Below are 21,141 nucleotides of genomic sequence, written 5' to 3'. Positions count from 1 at the left end.
CCGGAACCGCGCACGATCTTGTGGAACGAGGTGTTGAGCTCGTCGAGCAGCGCGGTCTTCTGCGCGTCGGTGGCGTCCTTGAGCTGCGGCTCGTTGACGCTCTCGAAGAGAACCTTCTGCGAGGTGTTACGGAAGGTGGCGGTGATCTGCTTCCAGGTGGAGTCGAAGCGGGCGCGGACAGCGTCGTGGTCCTGTGACATCGCCGAGATCCACTGCCAGGAGTCGTGGTGAAGGGGCATCTCGACGTACAGGCCCTCGGCGATCGCCCAGTCCGTCACCTCCTTGACGCACTCCAGGAAGGCGGCGTCGATGGTGTACGGGGCCGTGTCGGACTGGTGGTTGCTCCAGGTCACCGGGATCCGGACGCTCTTGAAGCCCTGCGCCTTGATCCTCCGGAGGAGCTCGCGGTTGGTGAGAGGCATCCCCCAGGACTCCTCGTCCGGAATGGCGTCCAGGGTGTTGCCCAGGTTCCAGCCGGGCTGCATGGCGGCCATCAAACTTCATGGTGTGGTTGGCGGCCGGTGGGGCGCTTTCGCTGTCCTGCGCGATGGCCGCGAGGGCGCTGCCGCCGCTCAGGGCGATCGTGACGAAGAACGTCAGCAGCAGCCGTGCCGCCTGGCCGAAGGGGCCTCGCCGTGAGTATCCGGCCGTGGGCACTGCCTGTCTCATGTCCGTTCCTTCTGCGGGGAGTCGGGTCAGGTGTGGAGCAGGGTGGTGGGATGCCGTCGGTGCTGGGTCGGCTCATGGGGCCGACGGGCCGGGATCGATGTGCCCGGCGGCGTACCTGCCTTGGGCTCGGACGGGCGGAGGGCGAGGTCACCCGAGGCGCTCCTCGAAGGAGCGCATGACAGACCGCCACTCATGGAGAAGGTGTTCTTCGCTGTCCAAGCACTTGAACACAGCGACCAAACACCCGACATGAGTAGTACTCATTTTCAGTTGCTGTTTCGCTGGACAGGTTGGGTGGGCGTGGCAAGCGTGAGCCGATTGCGCCTCTACCTGGGATCCTTCTTCGCTGCGGGCGGGGTGCACGGGTTCGAGCCTTGATGCATCCGCATGTCATGCATGTTGCCCCCGTGAAAAAATAAGCATGCCTATCTTCTTGACGTAGACGTCCTGTTACCCCGATAAATGCAACTCATAAGCAGCGGGGTATGGAGGAGGGACACCACAGATGAGGCCCATGCGCATCGGCGCGGGGACGGTCAAGGCGCTCGCAGCGGCAACTGTCGTCTTCGCGGCAGCACTGCCCGTTCAACCCGCCTACGCGGCCACGACGAACTTCTACATCGACCCCGTCAACGGCAGTGACAGCAACTCGGGAACCAGCACCGCCGCGGCGTTCAGAACCGTCCTGGCCGCCAAGGCCGCGGTCCGAGCCGTCAACACGAACATGTCCGACGACATCGTCGTGAACCTGCGCGGAGGCACCTACCCCCTCACCACCCCGATCAGCTTCGGCACCAGTGACTCGGGCACCAACGGCCACACAGTCGTCTACCAGGCGTACAACGGTGAGACGCCCGTGATCACCAGTGGCAAGGCCGTCACCGGCTGGACCGCGGCCGCGGGCGGCGAGTACAAGGCGTCCGTGGGCACCCTCAACTTCCGGCAGCTGTACGTCAACGGGGTCCGCGCCACCCGGGCCCGCTTCCCCGACATCGGCACGGACTTCCAGTTGCAGGGCAGCGACAAGACCAACAAGCTGCTGAAGGTGCTCAGTTCGCAGGTCTCCAACTGGGACCACCTCAACCAGGTCGAGATGATGCTCGAGACGTCGTGGGGCGAGAGCTTCCTGCGGCTGAAGTCGATCAACTCCAGCAACGACACCGCCAACGTGTCCATCCAGGACCACGAGGCGGGCATCCTCTTCCAGCGCCCCTTCCCGTGGCTCGGCGACGGCTCTCCCCTGCACTTCGAGAACGCCCACGAGTTCCTCAACGAGCCGGGCGAGTTCTACGTCGACACGGCCGCGCAGACCGTCTACTACAAACCCCGTCCCGGCGAGGACATGTCCACGGCCACCGTGCAGGCGCCGACGCTCAAGACGCTTGTCGACATCAAGGGCACGAACCTCGGCAGTCCTGTCCACGACCTGCGCTTCTCCGGGATCACCTTCACCCAGACCACCTGGATGGAAGCGACCGACAACGGCTACCTCAACGCCCAGGGCGGCAACTACAACATCTCGGCCGACAACTCCAACAACCAGTACGTCGACCGTCCGCCGGCCGGTGTCCAGGCCGCGAACGCCGACCGCCTCTCCTTCACCGGCAACACGTTCACCCAGATGGGCGCCACCGCCCTCGACCTGCACCACGGTGTGCACGACAGCACCGTGACCGGCAACCTGATCCACGACATCTCCGGCAACGGAATCATGATCGGCAAGTTCTCCGACCCGACCGTGGAGTACCACACCGTCTACAACCCGCCCACCTCACCGCCCGGTGAGGACCCCCGGGAGGTGGTCAAGAACGTCACCGTCAAGGACAACCTGATCACCCGGACCGGTGAGGACTACCTGGGAACCGCGGGCATCAACGCGGGCTTCGTCAACAGCACCACCATCGACCACAACGACATCTCCGACACTCCGTGGGCCGGCATCTCGCTCGGCTGGGGCTGGCAGTCGGCGGCCAACGCCGAGGGCAACAACAGCGTCAGCTACAACCGCATCGGCAACGTGATGAACCGGCTGTGCGACTCCGCCGGTATCTACCACCTCTCGAACGACCCGGGCACGGTCATCAACGGCAACTACGTCCACGACGCGATACGAGTGCCGTCCGCCTGCGGCAACGCCGTGCACGGCGTCTACCTGGACGAGGGGTCGGACAACATGACCCTTTCGAACAACGTGCTGTCGCACACCGACGGATTCATCAACCAGAACCGCAACGGCTCCAACGTCACGCTCACCAACAACACGACATCCGGCGACTCGGTGATCAAGGCCTCCGGTCTTGAGTCCGCATACCAGGGGCTGGCGACGAAGCTCAACCTCGCCTACAACAAGTCGGCGTCCGCCTCGTCGGTCTACGGCACCGGCACGGAGGCCTCGAAGGCCGTCGACAACAACGGCTCGACCGGCTGGTCGCCGACCGGGACCGACACCTCGGCCTGGTGGCAGGTCGACCTGGGGCAGGCCTACCAGCTCGGACAGTTCTCACTGACGACCCGCCAGAACCTGGACCAGCCCGAGACCCGCGGCAACTTCGAGATCCGGGCCTCCAACGACCCGTCCTTCGGCAGCTACACCGTCCTGGGACGTCAGACGGACACCCTGCCGCTCGCCGCGACGCTCACGAGCAACGTCGACATCCGCCAGCAGTTCCGCTACGTGCGGGTCGCCAAGACCGACGGCGCGTACTTCTACATCACGGACTTCAGTGTGCAGCGGGCCGGCGGGGCACTGGAGGACGCGACCGGTACGCCGACCATCAACCCGTCGACGTTCTACACGATCAAGAACGTCAACAGCAGTCAGATGATGGACGTCTACGGATGGTCCACCGCCGACGGCGGCGGCGTCGTCCAGTGGCCGAGCACCGGTGGCGCCAACCAGCAGTGGACCATCGTTCCGGTCACCGGGCAGCTCTACAAGATCGTGAACAGGAACAGCGGCAAGGCCCTCGAGATGAACTTCTCCAGCCACTGGAAGGGGACCGCGGCGCAGCAGTGGACCTACGGCGGTGGCAACAACCAGCTGTGGTACTTCGAGCCGACCAGCGGCGGATACCTCATCCGCAACTTCGAGAGCAGGCAGGTCCTGGAGGTGAGCAGCGGATCGACGGCGAACGGAGCCGCCATCGCACAGTGGATGGCCCTGAACCAGTCCAACCAGGCCTGGACCATCCAGTGACAGGGTCAACCCGCGTAAGGCAGTAGGGCAGCAGGCGGGTGAGGCCGGAAAGCGATGGCTTTCCGGCCTCACCCGCCCACTGGCCCTCAGCTTGAGGCGCCGGTCAGGGTCGAAACGGCGATTCAGCCCCGTTGATCCAGCAATCACTCGTCACAAGAGGACATCTGCATGAGAAATTCCTGGACTCTGTCCCTCACACGCTCATCACCGCCGCGCTCGGAGTGACGGCAGCAGGCGTGACCCCTGCCGCCGCCTCCAACACGCCCTTGCGGGTCACGCCGTTGGGCGACTCCATAACCTGGGGTCGTGGAAGCAGCGCGGGCAACGGCTACCGAGGTGCGTTGTGGGACAAGCTCACGGCGGACGGCCATCCGCTGGACTTCGTCGGCACGGGGCGGAACGATTCGATGTCCGACCCCGACAACGAAGGCCACTCCGGACACAAGATCCACGAGATCGCCGCGCTCGCCGACGCCGCGCTGACCCGCTACCGGCCCAATGTCGTGACGCTGGAGATCGGCACCAACGACTTCAACGGAAACTTCGAGCCCTCCACCGCCGGCGCCCGGCTGACCTCGCTGGTCAACCAGGTCACCGCCACCGTCCCCGACGCGACCGTCCTCGTGGCCTCCCTGATCGTGTCCACCAACGGCACGGTGGAGCAGTACCGACCCGCGTACAACCAGGCCGTTACCCAGATCGTGAGCGATGCCCAGGCCGCGGGCAAGCACGTCGCGTACGTGGACATGAGCAGCCTGACCACGGCCGACCTGGCCGACTCCCTGCATCCCAACGACGCGGGCTACCAGAAGATGGCCGACGCCTTCCACCGCGGCATCCAGACCGCCGAAAGCGCCGGCTGGCTGAGCAATCCCGCTTCCGCCCCCGCACGCGTGGAATCCGGCATCGCCGGCAAGTGCATGGACGTCAACGGCGCCGGCACCGCCGACGGGACCGCCGCCCAGACCTGGAGCTGCGGCGATGGCATCAACCAGTTCTGGTCCGCTTACACCGACGGCACCCTGCGCTCCATGGGCAAGTGCCTCGACGCCGCCGGCGGGGGCACCGCCAACGGCACCAAGGTGCAGCTCTGGGCCTGCCACGGCGGCACCAACCAGATCTGGCAGCCCTACAACGGCGGCTACCGCAACCCCGCCTCCGGCCGCTGCCTCGACATCCCCGGCGTCTCCACCACCGACGGCACACAACGCAACCTCTGGGCCTGCCACGGCGGCTCCCACCAGAAGTGGACCACTCTGACCGCCGGATGACCATCGCCCCCCGGATCCGAGCCCACTCCGGGCCCGGGTCCGGGATCGCCCGTGTCGATCAGCGGCGTCGGGAATTCCCCCCGCGGGTGCCGTCATCATTGCCACGGACCGTCCGTCGGGCGCGGGGCTGTTGAGCCGAAGCACGATAGTTGTCACAAGCGACGGGATGGGTGGGGAAGCTGTTGCTGGCCGCGGGTGCCTTTCGGGTGACTCCCCTACCGGGTGAGAGGACGCTGTCGTTCTCGTTCCTGGGGCGGATCGCGCAGGGGTACAGCCCTGCCGGTGCGGAGTCCGCTGTCGTCGGTTACCGACGTGGCCGGCCAGCAGGACGTCGTAGGGGCTCTCCAGGGCGAGGTGAGGTGTTCTTGAACGCCGCGGCCCGGGACCGGGCCCGGCGCTGTGTCGTGTGCCGCAGGGGGCTTGCGGCGTGCGTTGCCGACCTGGACGCGGGAGGAGCCGCTGGACCCGTCGAAGGAGAGGCCGGCGGCGCGGCTCCGCAACGGGGTGGAGACGGTTGCCGCCCGGGGGTCCGGCGTGCCCGGACTGTGTGGCTGCGCGGACCGGCCGCGTTGCACAGGCCCGGGTGTACCTGGCGGCGCACCAACGAGTCTGACCACGCCACCGGTGCCGGCTGATGAGCGTGCCTGGCAGCGGAGGCAGCGTCGTCGGACTGGCCGGATGCCCGGAAGTGGTCCAGGCGCGCGAGGATCACCGGAGGCTGGCCCACATGGGGCGCCCCCGGGAGCGCCGCGGCGCCGATGTCCGCCGGCCGCCGTCCTCGGCCCTTGAGCCCGTTGATCTCGGCGACCGCGTGGCCGACAACGCAGTGACGGCTCCCAGGAACAGGCTCGCCGTTCGGCCAGCCCGCAGCCGGCGGGCTTGGGTCCGCCGCCCTGCAGACCTCGACGTCGCCGCCACAGGCGCTGCGTCATGGAGGCCGGGGCGCACAACGAGGATCAACACGCCTGACCAGCACGCCTGTTGATGGTTGGCCGGAAACATGCCTCCCGCTCCTGGACCAGCATCCTGGGTCCCTGCGGCTCCGGTCCTGCGGATCCCGAAGTCCGTTGCCACCCCTGAACCGGGGTGTTGCAACGACCACGAGAACCTAAGGATCCGGGGGCTTCAGCGTACGCAGCCGGGCGGCGGGGGCGACGGTGTATCCCGGCTGCGCGGACAGCGGCCACACCTCGCCGATGGCGCGCGTGACTGTGGATGTTCACTTGGATGCAACTTTGTTGATTCGGTAAGGAATTTGAGCAGGAAATTGACGTGTTGTGTTTGCTTATGGTTGCCTACCGAACGTGAACGGCGTGTAACAGAGTTCAAGCTCACCGCACCGAGTGGGCCTTCTGCCACCAGAAGGGCAATCGATGACCGCGTTACCACGCATGCGACTGATCGTTCGGCTCGAATCGGGAGAGGAAAGGGAGTTCGGCCCCTTCGCGCTCGGGGAAACAGCCGACATCACCCAGGACGACTTCGAAGTCAGCGTCGGCAGGACGGCACCCTTCCAGGTGTCTGTGCGCCCTCCGAGGGATGAGCGGATCGTCTCGCTGGAGTATCTGCTGCGCGCCCCGATGGGGAACTTCGACGAGGTCGTCCCGCCGGACAGTGGCCGGTGGTTCATGAACCTCATGCACGTCACGGGCTTCTGGAAGTACGGCAGGCTCGCCCAGTCGAAGATCAACGACGTGAAGGTTCCGCTCTACATGTTCACCGGCCGGGACGGGAACGTGGAACTGGCCATGGGGGTCATCGGCGCCCTCGCCGAGACCGATCTCCGCCTCCTGGAACCCGTCTCCAACCGCGCCCTGAACGTACACACGCGTGGCGTCGAGGTGAGCGTCCGGCGCGGCACCAAGGAGTATCCGCTGCCACGCTCGGTGCCGGCCGCCGACGGATCCGTGACCGAACACGTCTATCTCCTCACCCGGCCGGCGGAAGGCGGTCACGGGCCATGGCTGAACGTCCTTCGGGACTTCTCGGAGCGGACCCGGACCGTCTTCGGGCTGCGGGACCGCATCGTCAGGGAGTCGTTCGAACCCTTCTGGTGCAGCTGGACCGACTGGGCGAGCGACGACATCAGCGCGGACATGGTCCTGGAGAACGTCAAGATCGGCCTGGATGTCGGTGTCCGGAACTTCATCATCGACGACGGCTGGTTCGGCCCCGGCCTCGACACCGCGTACGACACCCCCCTGAACATCGGTGACTGGCAGCCCGATCCCGCCAAGTTCCCCGACATGCAAGGGCTGGTACGCCGTCTCGACGCCATGGGTGCACGGGCCGTCATCTGGTGCGCCCCCCACGCCGTCGGTCCCGCCGCCGACTGTTTCGCCGACCGCCGTCACCTGCTCATCGCCCCGAGTTGTGGTGAACCCGTCCTGGGCGAGACGCAGTTCTACTCCCTGTGCTTCATGAACGCCGAGGCGCGCAGGGTGATGGCCGACGTCTGCGTACGGCTCGTCGAGGACTACGGCTTCCACGGAGCCAAGTACGACCTGTTCAACTGGATACCCGACCTGCGGTGCGAAAGCCCGCACCACGAGCACGATCTGGACTCGATGCTCATAGGGCTGCAGTTGATGCTGGAGGACGCCGACCGGCGTACCCGCGAGGTCTCACCCGACTACATCGTCGAACTCAAGCAGAACTACGGCACGGCGTTCCTCACCCCGTACGGCACCTGTATGCGCGCCGGCGACGCCCCGTTCGACCCGCGGACGAACTTCCTGCGCACGCTGCACGTACAGGCCTACACGCCCGCCTCGATCAACGACTACCAGACGTTCGGCCCGGGTGACACACCGACGGACGTCGCCGTGTCGGTCATCGTCATGCTGGCCGCCGGGATCCCGGCCTACGGCTCGGACTTCGCGCGCCTGTCCGACGAAAGCAAGGACGTGCTCCGGTGGCATCACCAGCTCTACGCGGACAACCTGAGCGGCTTCCTGCAGCACCGTAGCGCTGACAACGCCTCGCACAGCGTCCTGCGGGCCGCGGCCGACGCGCGCGATGTCGTCTTCGTTCTCCAGCCCGCCACATCGTGCCGGGTCCACCGGCCGGCCGTCGTACTCAACGGCGGGTACGCCACCCGGCTCACGGTGGACGCGCAGGCTGACGGGCTCTCCTTCAGCGTCCTGTCGCCCACCGGCGAACGGCTCACCACCGGGCGCGAGCACCCTGGGGGCCCGCTGACCATCGATGTCCCGCCCGGCGGCGGCATCGTCTTCGAAGGGGCTGCGGGAAGCGAGGGCCGGCTCTGATGGTGCCTGCCTTCGAAGTCCCCTCCCGCGAACGGTCGATCGCCGCCGCCCGGCACACGCTGGACGAGGTGGACGGCGCGGCACCCGACCGGCCGGCCACGGACGCGGACCTGTCCCACGTCACCAGCGCCGTGGCCATCGTGGCCTCGTCCCGGGGCGGCAGCAGCCTTCTCCATCAGATCCTCTCCGACCAGCCGGACGTGCTGTCCATCGCCGGCGAGCACACCGCTCTGTACAAGCTGAACCGGCTGGACCGCGGCCGCGACGGCTCCGACGTCCTGGAGCCGGACGTGGCGTTCGACTGGACCGCGTTCTCAAGGGACTTCATGTCCCTTCTCGGATCGGGCCCGGCCCGTCCCCCCGTCAGCGCCGCGGACCGGCAGCTGTACGCGGCCGCAGCGACGCGGCGTCTCGCCCTGCAGTGGCCGCTGGAGGAAATCGCGTACGCGAGCGTGCGGGAGGCCGTCGACCACGCCGCTGGGACGTGTCCACGACCCGACGAGCCGGACACACTGTTCACGGCGGTCCTGCACCACCTCCGCGTGACCCATCCCCGTATCGATCCGTCGTTCTACGACGTACCGCCCGCCTTCCGGGGCAAGGCGTCCGCCGACGGCCTGCGCACGCCCCACGACGGCTACTGCATCGAGGAACCGCCGTTCGTCGTCCCCCGGGCCCGCACCCCCGCCGACCGCGGCGCCTTGCGGCGCCACCCCGTAGTGATCAAGTCCTCGGTCGACGCCTACCGGCTTCCGGTGCTGCGACGGCTGATGCCCAACGCCCGAATACGGGTGATCCACCTCACCCGCAACCCCGCCGCGAGCGTGAACGGGCTCTACGACGGCTGGCGCGACCGGGGATTCTTCTCCTACGACGTCTCAGACCGGCACACCCTGTCGATCGACGGATACTCTCAACTCGGCGCGGCCGCCCGACGCTGGTGGAACTTCGACATCCCCCCAGGCTGGGAGAAACTCGTCGATCAGCCGCTTGAATGGGTGTGCGCGAACCAGTGGGCGGGGGCGCACCGGTCCGCCCTGGACACACTGGGCCCCGACACCGCGGACGACATCCTGCGCGTGCCGTTCGAGCAGATCCTCGATCCCGCCACCCGGGAGCAAACCCTCCGGTCCGTCTTCACGTTCGCGGGGATCCCGCAGCCGCCCCGTCCGGTGAGCCTCCCGGTCGTGATGGCGACCGCGCGGCCCCGCCCGGCACGCTGGAGAGAACGGGCCCACCTCGTGCTCCCCGCTGTCGACCAGCCGGGCATCCTCGACGTCGCGGACGAACTCGGCTACCGCAAGGGGGAGGAGGACCGGTGGGTGTGACCGCCGCCGCCTACCACGGGCCGGGCTGGCGCGCCCGCGCCGGACGGCACGACGAGGACATCGCAGCCGGCGGGAACTGGGCGCCACTGCGAGTGAGCCGCGACTTCGACCGGCTCACCGACGTCGCCCTGCACTGCCCGCCGGCCGCGCTCCTCACCGCCGGTGAGCCGGACGCACTCCAGCACCTGGAACGACTCGACCACGCCGCGCTCCGCCGCGACATGGACGCGCTGGCAAAGGCGTACGGCACGCTGGGCGTCACCGTGCACGAACTGCCCGCCCCGGAGCCCCCCGGCAGGAATCCGTACCGTGGCGCCAACGCGATGTACGCGCGCGACCTGCTGTGGATGACCAAGGCGGGCGCCGTGATTCCCCGGATGGCGAGCGCCGTCCGGGCCGGGGAGGAACTCCAGACCCTCAGGCTCTGCGCCCGGCTCGGCATCCCGGTGGCCCGGACCGTCGGCGCCGACGGCGTCTTCGAGGGCGCCGACGCCCAGTGGCTGCGCTCCGACCTGGTCGCCGTCGGACTCGGCGCGCGCACGAACGAGGCCGGGGCACAGCAGGTCGCCGACGAGGCCGGGCAGCAGGGCGCGCGCGTCCTGCGGCTTTCCGTCCCCACCGGCATCCAGCACCTGCTCGGTGTGCTTCAGGTACTCGACGCGGACCTGCTCGCCGCCCGCACCTCGATCATGAACCCCGCAGAGATCCGCAACCTGCGCGAGCTGGGCTTCACGGTCGTCGACATCCCCGAGTCCGAGGAGGTCCGCACCCACCTGGCGTTCAATTTCGTCACGGTCGCGCCGAGGGCGGTCCTCATGACGACCGGCTCGGGCGCGACGGAGGCCCTGCTGTCCCGGCACGGGGTCGAGTGCGTCGCCCGCCTGCCGATACCGGAACTCACCAAGGGCGCAGGGGGAATCGCCTGCGCCACGGGAATTCTCGCCCGCACATTCCAGGACTGAGGGAGCCCCAGATGCCGACGCTCAGCGTGGTCGTTCCTTTCTACAACGTCGCCCCCTACTTCCCTGAACTCCTGGAGTCCCTGGCCACCCAGCACCTCAGGGACATCGAGGTGATCCTGGTCGACGACGGCTCGACCGACACCAGCCGGCAGATCGCCTCTTCATGGGTGGCCAAGGACGACCGGTTCTCCCTCATCACCCAGCACAACCAAGGTCTCAGCGCCGCCCGCAACGCCGGTGCCGAGCAGGCGACCGGCACCTATCTGGCCTTCGCCGACTCCGACGACGTCGTACCGCCGACGGCCTACCGGGCGCTGGTGCAGTCCCTGGAGTCCACCAGCTCCGACTTCGCGTCCGGAGACGTCCGGCGCCTCGACTCCGCCGGGACACACCGCCATCCGCGCTACGCCGATGTCTTCGCCGCCCCGCGCAGCCGCACCCATATCACCCGCGACCGCGCTCTGATCCTCGACCGGATGATCTGGAACAAGGTGTTCCGCCGGTCCTTCTGGGACCAGCACCGCTTCGCCTTCTCCCTCCCCCAGTACGAGGACGCGCCGGTCACCGTGCGGGCCCATATCGAGGCCCGGTCGGTGGACGTGGTCGGGCAGGTCGTCTACCACTGGCGCATCCGGGAAGCGGGGGAACGCTCCATCACGCAGCGCCTGTACGAGCCGGACAACATCGCGGCCCGCATGCGCATGATGGTGGTCACCGGGGACATCCTCCGCGAGCACGCCCCCGAACTGCTGCCCGTCTACGAGCGCGACATGTGCCTCGGCGACCTGCGTATCGCGATGCTCGCCCTGCTGGAGAACACCGATGACGCGATGGCAACGGCCCTGGACCTGGGCCGAGGCTTTCTCGCCCGGGTGGACGAGCAGGTGACCGAGCGGCTGCCCGAGGTGAACCGGCACCGGCTCGGCCTCTTCCTCGCGGGAAAGTCCCAGGAGCTACGCGAGGCACTGCGTGCTGACGGGCAGTAGCGCGACGGACAGCGCGCCGGCCACTCCCCCACGACCGAGACCGGCCGGCCAACTGCTGCGCGAGGAAGCCGACTTCCGCCGCGTCTACCTGTCCCAGCTGGTCAGCCTGGGCGGCGACTGGTTCGCGATGATCCCGCTTCTGGCCCTGCTCCAGGAATTGACCAGTGCCCCCCTGTGGGGGGCACTGGTCCTCGCGGCCGACACGCTGGTCATCGCCGCAATGTCCCCATACGCCGGCGTGGTCGTCGACCGTGTCGACCGCCGCCGGCTGATGATCATCTGCGATCTGCTGTCCGCCGGGTTCGTCGCCACCTTGTTCCTCGTACGGACCGAGTCGACCGCCTGGATCGCACTGATCGCGCTGGGCGGTGTCGCAGGCGTGAAGGCCTTCTACGGTCCCGCGGCGAACGCCGTGCTCCCCAACCTCGTTCCAAAATCGGACCTGCTCACCGCCAACGCCCTCACCGGCGGCGCCTGGGGCGTCATGCTCGCGGTGGGAGCTTCGCTGGGCGCGCTGCTCGCCTCCACCCTCGGCACCCACTGGTGCTTCGCCCTCGACGTGCTCTCCTTCTGCGTCTCCGCGGCCCTGGTCCAGCGAGTGAGGAGCCCCTGCGGTGGCGGCGGGGGCAGCAAGCCGCGGAGCACAGTGCGGGACGATCTCCGCGAGACGGCATCGTTCGCCCGCCAGGACCGCCGCATCGTCGCCCTGCTGCTGGCCAAGCCGGGAACCGCCCTGGGCAACGGAGTACTGGCGCTGTTCCCCGCCCTCGGCGCCACCGTGTTCCACGTGGGCGATGCCGGCGTGGGCCTGCTCTACGCCGCCCGCGGAGCGGGGGCACTGATCGGACCCGTGCTGGGCCGACGGCTTCTGTCGGGCCGGGAGCGCCGGATCCGCCTTCTCACCCTGGCCTCGACTCTCACGTTCGGCCTCGCCTACGCGGGCTTCTCCGCCGTCAGCTGGTTTCCACTGGCCGTCCTGCTGGTCATCGCAGCCCACATCGGCGGCAGCATGAACTCCACACTGTCATCCTTCGCCCTGCAGTCGGCCACCCCGGACCACATCCGCGGGCGAGTCCTCAGCGCCGACTTCATGTTCTCCACCCTCTCCCTCGGCGTGAGCCAACTGGTTGCCGGGGGCCTCGCGACGACCATGGACGCGCCACAGGCCGCCTTGTGCATCGCGGGCATCGTCATCACCTACGGCACGCTCTGGTGGGCCCTGTCCGGACACCTCAGCACGCACCGCACCACCTCACCCACCGCGAAACGAGGCTGACCCGATCATGCCGACTGGCTTCAAGCCGTGCCGTTGCGGCGTGACCGTGTGGCTCTCCGGACCGCCGGAAGCACACACAGCGCGCCTCGCGCATACAGTGGCCGAGCGACTGCGCGGCGCGGGGCAACGCGTGGCCGTGCTCAACACCGACGACACGCGGCGAGCCGGACTGACCGCCGAAGTCCTCGCGCGCAACGGCGTCATCGTCCTGGTGTCCTCCACTCTCACCCCCTACACGAACAACACCCACCCCGTACGCCAACGCCACAACAACAGCGGCACACACTTCCTCCACATACACCTCACAACGCCCACCACCACCCCGGACCCGGACCCGTCCCAAGCCCACAGGAATCCCCACGACGCCGACCTCCTCATCCAGACACCCACACCCTCCACGCAAAAGCCGGCCACACTGATCCTGCAGCTACTGACAGACAAACACTTCGCAGACGCGACCACCTGAACAGCACCAGGCCCGCTCCGCGAACACCCGTACCGCAAACCACAACGCCACACCGGGCCATCAAGAACATCACGTCAAAGAAGTCATGAGACCTCACATCACACCCCGCCGCCATCTGACGTCCGCACACCACTACCGCGCCGAGATGACCGTCCGCTTCGCATCTGGGACCAGATCACCGGCGTCGCCGGCCTTGCCACCGCGGCCTGAGCACAGGCCTGGCTCCCAAGCCCACCCTGCCCCGACGCGCCGTCAGGCAGACACACACCCAACAACGTGACAACGCCCTGTGCATCGTGAAGTTGCTGGTCACGGGTCCGGCGTGTGAGGGGTTCGGGATGCTCGGCCTGGTCGCGGGTGGATGACTTCGGTGAAGATCGTCGGCCACCGGGAAACGTCGCGGTTTGTGAGGACGAGCAGGGACCTACAACCACGGAACTTGAAGCCGCCTGGTTTCAGCCTGCGAACCTTTCTGCCCGCGAAGCGTGCGAGAGGTATTGACGCTGATCACCGGAACCCTAATCATCCGGTTGCTCGACCCTTCGACTCTTCGACCCTTGTTCGATATATCGGACAGTCGGGGTCGTGTCCACACCGCCTCCGGACAGCCTCTGACGGGCTGAACCGGAGTCGCTTGCTCAAGGATGACGAGGTCCTTATGCCCAGACGTAGTTTCAGCCGCAGACGTCCGTCGGTGGTGTTCGCCGCCGTGGTCGCGGCCCTGGCCGCGCTGGCGGCGCTGCTCGTCGCCGGCCCGGCTCAGGCGGCCACCACCAGCGACGTGCGCGGTGTTGATTCCGGCCGCTGTCTCGATGTGGAGGGCTTCAGCCAGACCGACGGCGCGAACGTGCACATCTGGGACTGCCACGGTGGAATCAACCAGCAGTGGACGTTGACGGACAGCAGCCAGCTGACCGTGTACGGCAACAAGTGCCTGGATGCCCGGGGCGGCGGCACCACGGCCGGGACCCCGGTGCAGATCTGGACGTGTACCGGCACTGACAACCAGCAGTGGCGGGTGAACCCCGACGGCACGATCGTCGGCGTGCGGTCCGGGCTGTGCCTGGAAGCCTCGGGCTGGGGCAAGGCCAACGGCACGGAGGCGCGGCTCTGGTCGTGCCAAGGCGGCGCCAACCAGAAGTGGACCGGCATGTCCGGGGCGAGCAACGCGTGTGCTCTTCCATCGGCCTACCGCTGGACCTCGACCGGCCCGCTGGCGCAGCCGAAGGCGGGGTGGGCCTCGCTCAAGGACTTCACCAGCGTCGTCTACAACGGCAAGCACGTCGTCTATGCCACGACGCACAACACCCTCGCAGGAAACGACGGGCGCTGGGGATTGACGACCTTCAGCCCCTTCACGAACTGGTCCGACATGGCCACCGCCACCCAGAACACGATTCCCTTCGATGGCATCGCGCCGACGCTGTTCTACTTCGCCCCGAAGAACCTCTGGGTGCTTGCCTACAACGGGGGTTGGCCCTACAGCTTCTCCTACCGCACCTCAAGTGACCCCACCGACCCCAACGGCTGGGGCCCGCAGCAGGAGCTGTTCACGGGCACCCTCCCAAAGGGGGGCCCCCTCGACGTGACCCTCATCGGCGACGACACGAACATGTACATGTTCTTCGCCAACGACGAGGGCGACATCTACCGGTCCAGCATGCCCATCGGCAACTTCCCGGGCACCTTCGGCTCGATCACGAAGATCATGAGCGACACGGCGCTCAATCTGTTCGAGGCGCCGGAGGTCTACAAGGTCCAGGGTCAGAACCAGTACCTCATGATCGTCGAGGCCCAGAATTACACAGGGTATGGTCGCTATTTCCGCTCGTTCACGGCCACCAGCCTCAACGGCACGTGGACACCTCAGCCGCAGGCCGACACCGTGACCAACCCCTTCGCCGGCAGTGCCAACAGCGGTGCGACGGCCTGGACCAAGGACATCAGCCACGGCGATCTGGTTCGCACCAACCCCGACCAGACCAAGACCATCGACCCTTGCAACCTCCAGTTCCTCTACCAGGGGCGCGACCCCAGCACCGACGGCGGGGACTACGGCACCCTGCCTTACCGGCCGGGGGTACTGACACTGCAGCGCTAGCCGGTGGCGTGACGCAGGTCCTGGTGTTCCTGACGCTCGCGGGCAACGACGTAGGCCGAACCGGGTGAGCGTCACAGCAAGCGATCAGGAACGGGTGGAGTTGGAGCGGCGGGCTCGGTGCAAGGCCGAGCCCGCCCGTGCACGCGGAGAACCCGGACGGGTGCAGATCCGAGGGGGCAGTCGATCAGGCGGTGGGTATGACCTGGTCGCGGTAGCGCGTCTGGTGGTTGCGGATGAACTCCTGCTGCTGGTGCGTCCAGTAGGTGTCGAAGTCGCCGTTGGCGCGTACGGCACGCAGCTTGAGCACGGCTTCGGCTCCGGACAGGCCCCAGCGGGCGCCGGTGATGTCCAGACGGCCTTTGACCAGGTGCCGGCATGCTCCCTCGATGATTCCGGTGGCGATCGGCCAGCCGCGTTCAAGGGCGGTGTCGTAGCGCAGGTGCTCGGCCTTGCCGGACAGGTAGTTCACGGCCTCGTCGATGGCCTTGCGCTGGGAGCCATGCAGTCCGGCGGCGCGGGCGGCTTCCTCGAGTGCGGCGGCGGTCTGCTGCACGCCGCCGCCCAGCAGGACGCGGGCGTGACGGGCGACCCAGCTCTCGGCGGAGGCATCGCCGCTGTCGTGCAGGCACCATGCCGCTCGCCACAGATATCCGGGCACGTGGATCAGGTCGACGAGGATGTGGACCTCCACACCGCGCGCTGTGCTTCGGCCTTGATTAGGTCGATCTGATGGCGGGCCCCGTCGGCCAGGACGACCCAGGGACGGCGGTGTCCGGGGTCGCGCATGGTCGAACACGGCGGCCACCACCCGCGCGGCGGTGTCGTTCACCGAACCCAACCATTTCGACCCGGCCTTCGGCCCCTGGCGGCGCTCGGGCGCCGCGCCGTGGACAGCGTCTTGCCTGTCAGGGCCGGCGCGATGATGTCGTTGACTGTGCGAGGCGCGGGTTCGCCATCGTAGACGGCTCCCAGGGTGGCCATCCGCTTCCTGCCGTGCTTCTCCCCGGATACCAGCCGGGTCTTCGTCACGTTGCCGCCCTTGGCTGCGGCGGCCTTGGCGGTGTCCTCGCGCAGCGCTTCGGGCCTTATCACCATGCCCGTGCCGTCCACCGACAAGATCAGCGGTGTGGCGTCGGTGCAGGGAGCGGGCACGAGAGCGTCGTAGAACGCGTCGATGTCCGCGGCGGCGCTGACAGCGAGTTCCTGGACCTGCCGGTGCCCAATTCCGGAGCCGGTGACGGCGTTGATCCGCTCGCAGGCATCGGCGAAGCTACCGCGGGCGGACTCGATCGCGGCGAGCCCGGCCAGCCCGTGCAAGTGCATACGGTCCGGCAGGTTCAGCACCGCATCGGCCGGGTGCAGGTCCGCCACACCGATGCTGCTGTAGGCGATCCGAACGACGGTGACCTTGCCGAACACCGTGGCCAGCGTCCGATGCCGGCCCCTCTCGGTCCGGGAGCACCCGGTAGCGGCGGTGTCCACGACCTGATCGCGACGGTCCTCGTTTCTGGCCCGCAGCGTCAGGTGCTCCTGGAACACCTGACGGGTGACCTCGCGCATCCGCGCCCCCAGCAGATCCTCCAACTGCGCGTGCGTCATCAACGCCGCCTGCGGGGCCGCCAGCTCCGCACACGCCGCGGGGAACAGACCCGCCGAGGCGGCGAAGGCGTCTTCACACGCTGTGCGTTGCCGATCGAGTAGCCGCTTGGATGGGGCGATCCGATCCCCTGCTGGTGGCGGCGTCACTGCAGAGTGATATTCTCGCCGATCGATTGCTCGCGGGCGGCCGCGACGACCAGAGCCGTGGCTGCGGCGTCCTGTACGGCCACACCGACCGATTTGTAGAGGGTCATCTGATCCGGCGCGGTGCGTCCCGACTTGCTGCCTGCGATGAGTTCCCCCAGCTCGGCATGCACGTGATCGGCCGTGATGACGCCATTGCGGATCGGAATCAGCAAGTCGTTGCTGCCCACGGGTGGTGGGGCGAGCACGGCCTGGCGGGACTCGACGCAGACCAGCGCCTCGGCGACCGTGGCGTCGTCGATCTCGCGGCCGGCCGGGTTGTAGCCGACTGACGTGATGTGCACCCCGGGTGTCAACCAGGGGCGGCGGATTACGGGTTCGATGGCGTGCGTCGTCGCTGCGGCGATGTCCGCGCCGTCCAGGGCCTCGGCGTAGCTTCCGGCGGCCTGCACGTCGGCCTCGATGACGGAGGAGAGTTCCTCGGCCAGGGCAGCGGCTCTCGCCGGGTCCCGGCCGGCTACACGGATCTGCCGGATCGGGCGGACACGGCAGATCGCGCGAGCGTGGGACCGGGCCTGCACGCCAGTGCCCAGCACGGCCAGCACAGACGCGTCCTCGCGGGCCAGCAGCCGCGCCGACAGCGCGGAGCAGGCGCCGGTCCGCGCTGCGGTGATGGCCGTACCGTCCAGCAGGGCGGCGGGCTCGCCGGTGGCGGGATCGAACGCCACGATCAGCGCCTGATGGGTCGGCAGCCGAGCCCCGTCGTTGTGAGGGAAGAGTGACACCAGCTTGGTCATGAGGATCCCGGCCGATGCCAGGAAGCCCGGCATGGCTGCCAGAAAGCCATCATGTTCGGGCACCAGGGCGGCAACGCGATCGGGCACCGAGGCACGGCCCGCACTGAGGTCTGCCATCGCCGGGGCCAGGGAATCGATCAGCGAGTCCATGTCGAGCAGGTCCTCGACCTGTGAGCGGCTCAGCACGAGCATGCGCCTCAACCTCCTGTTGCCGGTCATTCGGCTGGCGACCGCACAACCAAAGCGTCGAGCACCGGCCCCCGTCGCCCCGGTCACGACACGCCCGACAACTGAGCACGTACATCCGTACGCGACTGAGCGCATCGGCGGCTCTGGCAAGATCTTCGTAGCCAGAGATCATCTCGCCCTGGCGGTGGGCAGCTACTGACGGTGCTCCTCCCGGGCGTGAACGCCCGGAGTTCCGCGCTAGATCATGCTGAACTGGCGTCGCTGCTTCCTCATTTGGCGGACGTGGTCGTGATCTCGGTCGATGCTTCCGGTCCTGTCGTGGTGGTCCAGGCCCGTACGCGGTCCCGGAACCCGGCGTCGTGTAGCGGATGCGGGACGGCGAGCGAGTGGGTCCACAGCCGCTACGTGCGGCAGCTGGCCTATGCGACGGTCGGTGGTCGGCCGTTCGGATCGAGTTGGGTGTGCGGCGTCTGCTGTTCGAAGCTGCACACACTGACCCGTACAGGCCGTTCCCACAGCTGGCTTTGCAGGTGGGAGCGGACACCGCTTGTCGACGGGTTTGGGCAGCACTTATCGATCAGCGAGCCGTGACATGCCGATGAGAACTGACACCGCTCGGTGGCGGAGTCGATGTCTTTCCTCTCCTGTGTGGTGACCTTGGGGTTGCGCTTCGGGATGTCCTCGGTGGTCTGTTGTCCTCACCTGTCGGCATCCTGTCGCCGCAGGCCGTCGAGGATGACGTTCATCAGAGGCCGTGCTGTTGCTTCCCATTCATTCCGTTCCAGGCGGCTGAGGTAGGCGATGAGCAGGAGGACCCCGCGGGCGTCCACGTCCGTGCGGATGGAACCGGCCGTTTTCCCGGCATCCAACAGGTGAGCGAGGGCGCCTTCGATGGGGTTGTGGCTGTGGGCGACGAGGTCCTGCCACGCCGTCGGCTCGAGCGCTGCCAGGACGCCCCGTTTGATCTCGGCGTAGTCGATCACTCGGTCGAGCCAGTGGCGCAAGGCTTCCACGGGCTCGTGTTCCGCCAGCAGAGCGGGGGCGGCGGTCACGAGTTTTTCGACGTCGCGCCGGTAGACCTCGGCGAGGAGCGCTTCGCGGTTGGGGAAGTTCCGGTAGAGCGTTCCCTGTCCTACACCGGCACGTTTGGCGATCTCGTTGAGGTGGACGTGGGGGGACTCGGCGAGGGCTGCGCGGGCGGCCTCCACGATGCGGGTCCGGTTCCGCGCCGCATCCGGGCGGCGTGCTGGCGCGCTCATGGGCATCTCCTGATGTTCCGCCATTACAAGTGGACGCGTGTCCGGTAGGGTGAAGCGCGCATCGGACACGTGTCCACTTTACTTGGAGGCAGCAGTGCTCTCTCTTCACGGCAAGATCGTCGCTATCACCGGAGCGAGTGGCGGCATCGGGGAAGCCACGGCCCGTCTGCTCGCCCGGCGCGGCGCCGCGGTCGTCCTCGCAGCGCGCCGCAGCGAGCGCATCGACGCCATAGCGCAGGACATCCGGGAGCAGGGCGGCCGTGCCGCCACGTGCGTCGTCGACGTCACCAAGGCCGAAGACCTGCAGCGCCTGGTCGCCACCACCATCGACCAGTACGGGCGTATCGATGTGCTGGTGAACAACGCCGGCATCGCCCCGATCAGCCCGCTGGCCGACCTCGACACCGAGAGTTGGTCGGCCATGATCGATGTCAACCTTCGCGGCATGCTCAACGGCGTCGCCGCCGCGCTGCCCGCCTTCCGCGAGCAAGGCTCGGGCCACCTGGTGAGCATCGTCTCCGTGGCCGGCCTGTCCGGCGTGTCCCCCTCGATGGCTGTCTACGCCGCGACCAAGAACGCGGTGCGCACCGTCCACGAGGGGCTGCGCAGGGAGTCCACCGACGGGGTGGTGCGCACGACAGCCATCTCGCCGGGATACATCCGCACCGATCTCGCCGACTCCATGGCAGACCCGAACATCCGCGAGCAGACGCGCAAGAACATGGACGCGGTGGGTATCCCTCCGGCGGCGGTCGCCCGCGCGGTGGCCTTCGCCATCGAGCAGCCCAGCGACGTCGAGATCGGCGAGATCAACGTCCGTCCCACCGTCCAGGCATGACACTTGCCACCCCGGTCTCCCCGAGCCTGTGTGCCGCTGCTCGCGCGGCGCGTCCAGATACGCCCGCAGCATCTGGTCGATCACCGGCTTGAACGAGTCCAGCCGTGTCTTGCGGGGTGGCAACTGCTTTCGCGGCTCCGGCCAGAAGGACTCCATGGGCGCCCTCGCCGTCCGAAAGCCCACCCCGTACTTGCGCCGCAAGGCCCGGTTCGACATGCCTGCCCGCACATCACGGCGTATCGCCGCATACAGATCGACTTTGGGTTTTGGTGGCACCGGTGCCCCCTCGTCACACAGAGCACTACCAGCGTCCCACCGCAAGCCCTCAAGTGGTGTCAAGACTCGGCGATATCGCTCTCCGCTGACACCGAGCGGTGTCGCCGCCGATCGACAACCGGTGTCAGGACTTACCGATAGAGCCACACAGCTCCGTGGCCCGTGAACTCAACCTCGATCGCCGCACAGTAGGCAAGTACGCCCGGGCCCACTCCTTGCGGAGGTCGTACGGCGGGCTCCCCGGCGCTCGTCCACCCTGGATACCTACCTCGACTACCTGCAGCAACGCTGGGACGAAGGCGAACACAGCGCGATGATTTTCCATCAGGAACTCGTCGGCAAAGGGTTCCTGGGGTATTACCAGCGCGTGAAGATGGCCCGCGTACCCCTCAGACGCGGCTTGCCCCTGGACGAACCCCGCGAACGACCACCATCCCCACGCGATGCCGCACGCTGGATCATCACCAGCCCCGGCCGGCACGGGCCCGCAAACCGCCGAGCGCCTGCACCGATTG

Annotated in this window: 14 protein-coding genes and 2 pseudogenes; 11 read left to right on the top strand and 5 right to left on the bottom strand. The window is 67.8% G+C overall.

From position 1 onward, the window contains the following. Window positions 1–26 precede the first annotated feature (26 nt). A pseudogene (locus tag OOK07_RS41685) lies at window positions 27–422 on the bottom strand (glycoside hydrolase family 5 protein); the annotation flags it as partial. Between the two features lie 752 nt (window positions 423–1,174). On the opposite strand from OOK07_RS41685, the gene OOK07_RS41680 reads away from it, so the two are divergent. The 10 genes and pseudogenes from OOK07_RS41680 (at window position 1,175) to OOK07_RS41635 (ending at window position 15,524) form a co-directional block, all read left to right on the top strand. Next, window positions 1,175–3,865 (top strand): RICIN domain-containing protein, encoded by a 2,691-nt coding sequence (locus OOK07_RS41680; RefSeq protein WP_266801765.1) that lies wholly within the window; start codon window positions 1,175–1,177, stop codon window positions 3,863–3,865. A gap of 236 nt (window positions 3,866–4,101) precedes the next feature. Further along, window positions 4,102–5,136, top strand: a complete 1,035-nt coding sequence (locus OOK07_RS41675; RefSeq protein WP_266801764.1) for a ricin-type beta-trefoil lectin domain protein — start codon at window positions 4,102–4,104, stop codon at window positions 5,134–5,136. 1,391 nt (window positions 5,137–6,527) lie between these two features. Continuing rightward, complete coding sequence (locus OOK07_RS41670; RefSeq protein WP_266801763.1) at window positions 6,528–8,405, top strand: alpha-galactosidase; 1,878 nt, start codon at window positions 6,528–6,530, stop codon at window positions 8,403–8,405. After that, window positions 8,405–9,733, top strand: coding sequence for a sulfotransferase (locus OOK07_RS41665; protein WP_266801762.1), 1,329 nt, complete (start codon window positions 8,405–8,407; stop codon window positions 9,731–9,733). The genes OOK07_RS41670 and OOK07_RS41665 overlap by 1 nt, the downstream gene beginning before the upstream one ends. After that, entirely contained in the window at window positions 9,724–10,695 is a 972-nt protein-coding gene (locus tag OOK07_RS41660; RefSeq protein ID WP_266801761.1) for a dimethylarginine dimethylaminohydrolase family protein, read from the top strand. Before OOK07_RS41665 ends, OOK07_RS41660 begins: the two co-directional genes overlap by 10 nt. A gap of 11 nt (window positions 10,696–10,706) precedes the next feature. After that, window positions 10,707–11,681: a glycosyltransferase family 2 protein gene (locus OOK07_RS41655; RefSeq protein ID WP_266801760.1), complete on the top strand. Its 975-nt coding sequence runs from the start codon at window positions 10,707–10,709 to the stop codon at window positions 11,679–11,681. After that, the gene (locus tag OOK07_RS41650; protein WP_266801759.1) at window positions 11,665–12,957 is read left to right on the top strand and encodes an MFS transporter; all 1,293 of its coding nucleotides are present in this window, start codon (window positions 11,665–11,667) and stop codon (window positions 12,955–12,957) included. Before OOK07_RS41655 ends, OOK07_RS41650 begins: the two co-directional genes overlap by 17 nt. A 40-nt stretch (window positions 12,958–12,997) precedes the next feature. After that, on the top strand, window positions 12,998–13,423 hold the full coding sequence (locus OOK07_RS41645) for an adenylyl-sulfate kinase (RefSeq protein ID WP_266801758.1): 426 nt from the start codon (window positions 12,998–13,000) through the stop codon (window positions 13,421–13,423). 91 nt (window positions 13,424–13,514) lie between these two features. Beyond that, window positions 13,515–13,633, top strand: a pseudogene (locus OOK07_RS43910) (IS6 family transposase); the annotation flags it as partial. Between the two features lie 448 nt (window positions 13,634–14,081). After that, window positions 14,082–15,524: a non-reducing end alpha-L-arabinofuranosidase family hydrolase gene (locus OOK07_RS41635; protein ID WP_266801757.1), complete on the top strand. Its 1,443-nt coding sequence runs from the start codon at window positions 14,082–14,084 to the stop codon at window positions 15,522–15,524. A gap of 184 nt (window positions 15,525–15,708) precedes the next feature. Here OOK07_RS41635 and OOK07_RS41630 read toward each other — a convergent pair whose 3' ends face one another. From OOK07_RS41630 to OOK07_RS41615, 4 genes are all read right to left on the bottom strand, one after another. Next, a complete protein-coding gene (locus OOK07_RS41630; protein WP_266801756.1) occupies window positions 15,709–16,215 on the bottom strand; it encodes a hypothetical protein in 507 nt (168 codons plus the stop codon). 134 nt (window positions 16,216–16,349) lie between these two features. Further along, entirely contained in the window at window positions 16,350–17,123 is a 774-nt protein-coding gene (locus tag OOK07_RS41625) for a hypothetical protein (RefSeq protein WP_266801755.1), read from the bottom strand. 143 nt (window positions 17,124–17,266) lie between these two features. After that, entirely contained in the window at window positions 17,267–18,256 is a 990-nt protein-coding gene (locus OOK07_RS41620) for an ornithine cyclodeaminase family protein (RefSeq protein WP_266801754.1), read from the bottom strand. A gap of 695 nt (window positions 18,257–18,951) precedes the next feature. After that, a complete protein-coding gene (locus tag OOK07_RS41615) occupies window positions 18,952–19,512 on the bottom strand; it encodes a TetR/AcrR family transcriptional regulator (protein ID WP_266802310.1) in 561 nt (186 codons plus the stop codon). 94 nt (window positions 19,513–19,606) lie between these two features. On the opposite strand from OOK07_RS41615, the gene OOK07_RS41610 reads away from it, so the two are divergent. After that, window positions 19,607–20,350, top strand: a complete 744-nt coding sequence (locus tag OOK07_RS41610; RefSeq protein WP_266801753.1) for an SDR family oxidoreductase — start codon at window positions 19,607–19,609, stop codon at window positions 20,348–20,350. Window positions 20,351–21,141: the final 791 nt, after the last annotated feature.

The sequence above is a fragment of the Streptomyces sp. NBC_00078 genome (assembly GCF_026343335.1).
In the GTDB taxonomy this organism is placed as follows: Bacteria; Actinomycetota; Actinomycetes; order Streptomycetales; family Streptomycetaceae; genus Streptomyces.
The sequence above is the reverse complement of the archived record's forward strand: the minus strand, read 5'-3'. Positions and strand labels throughout refer to the sequence as shown.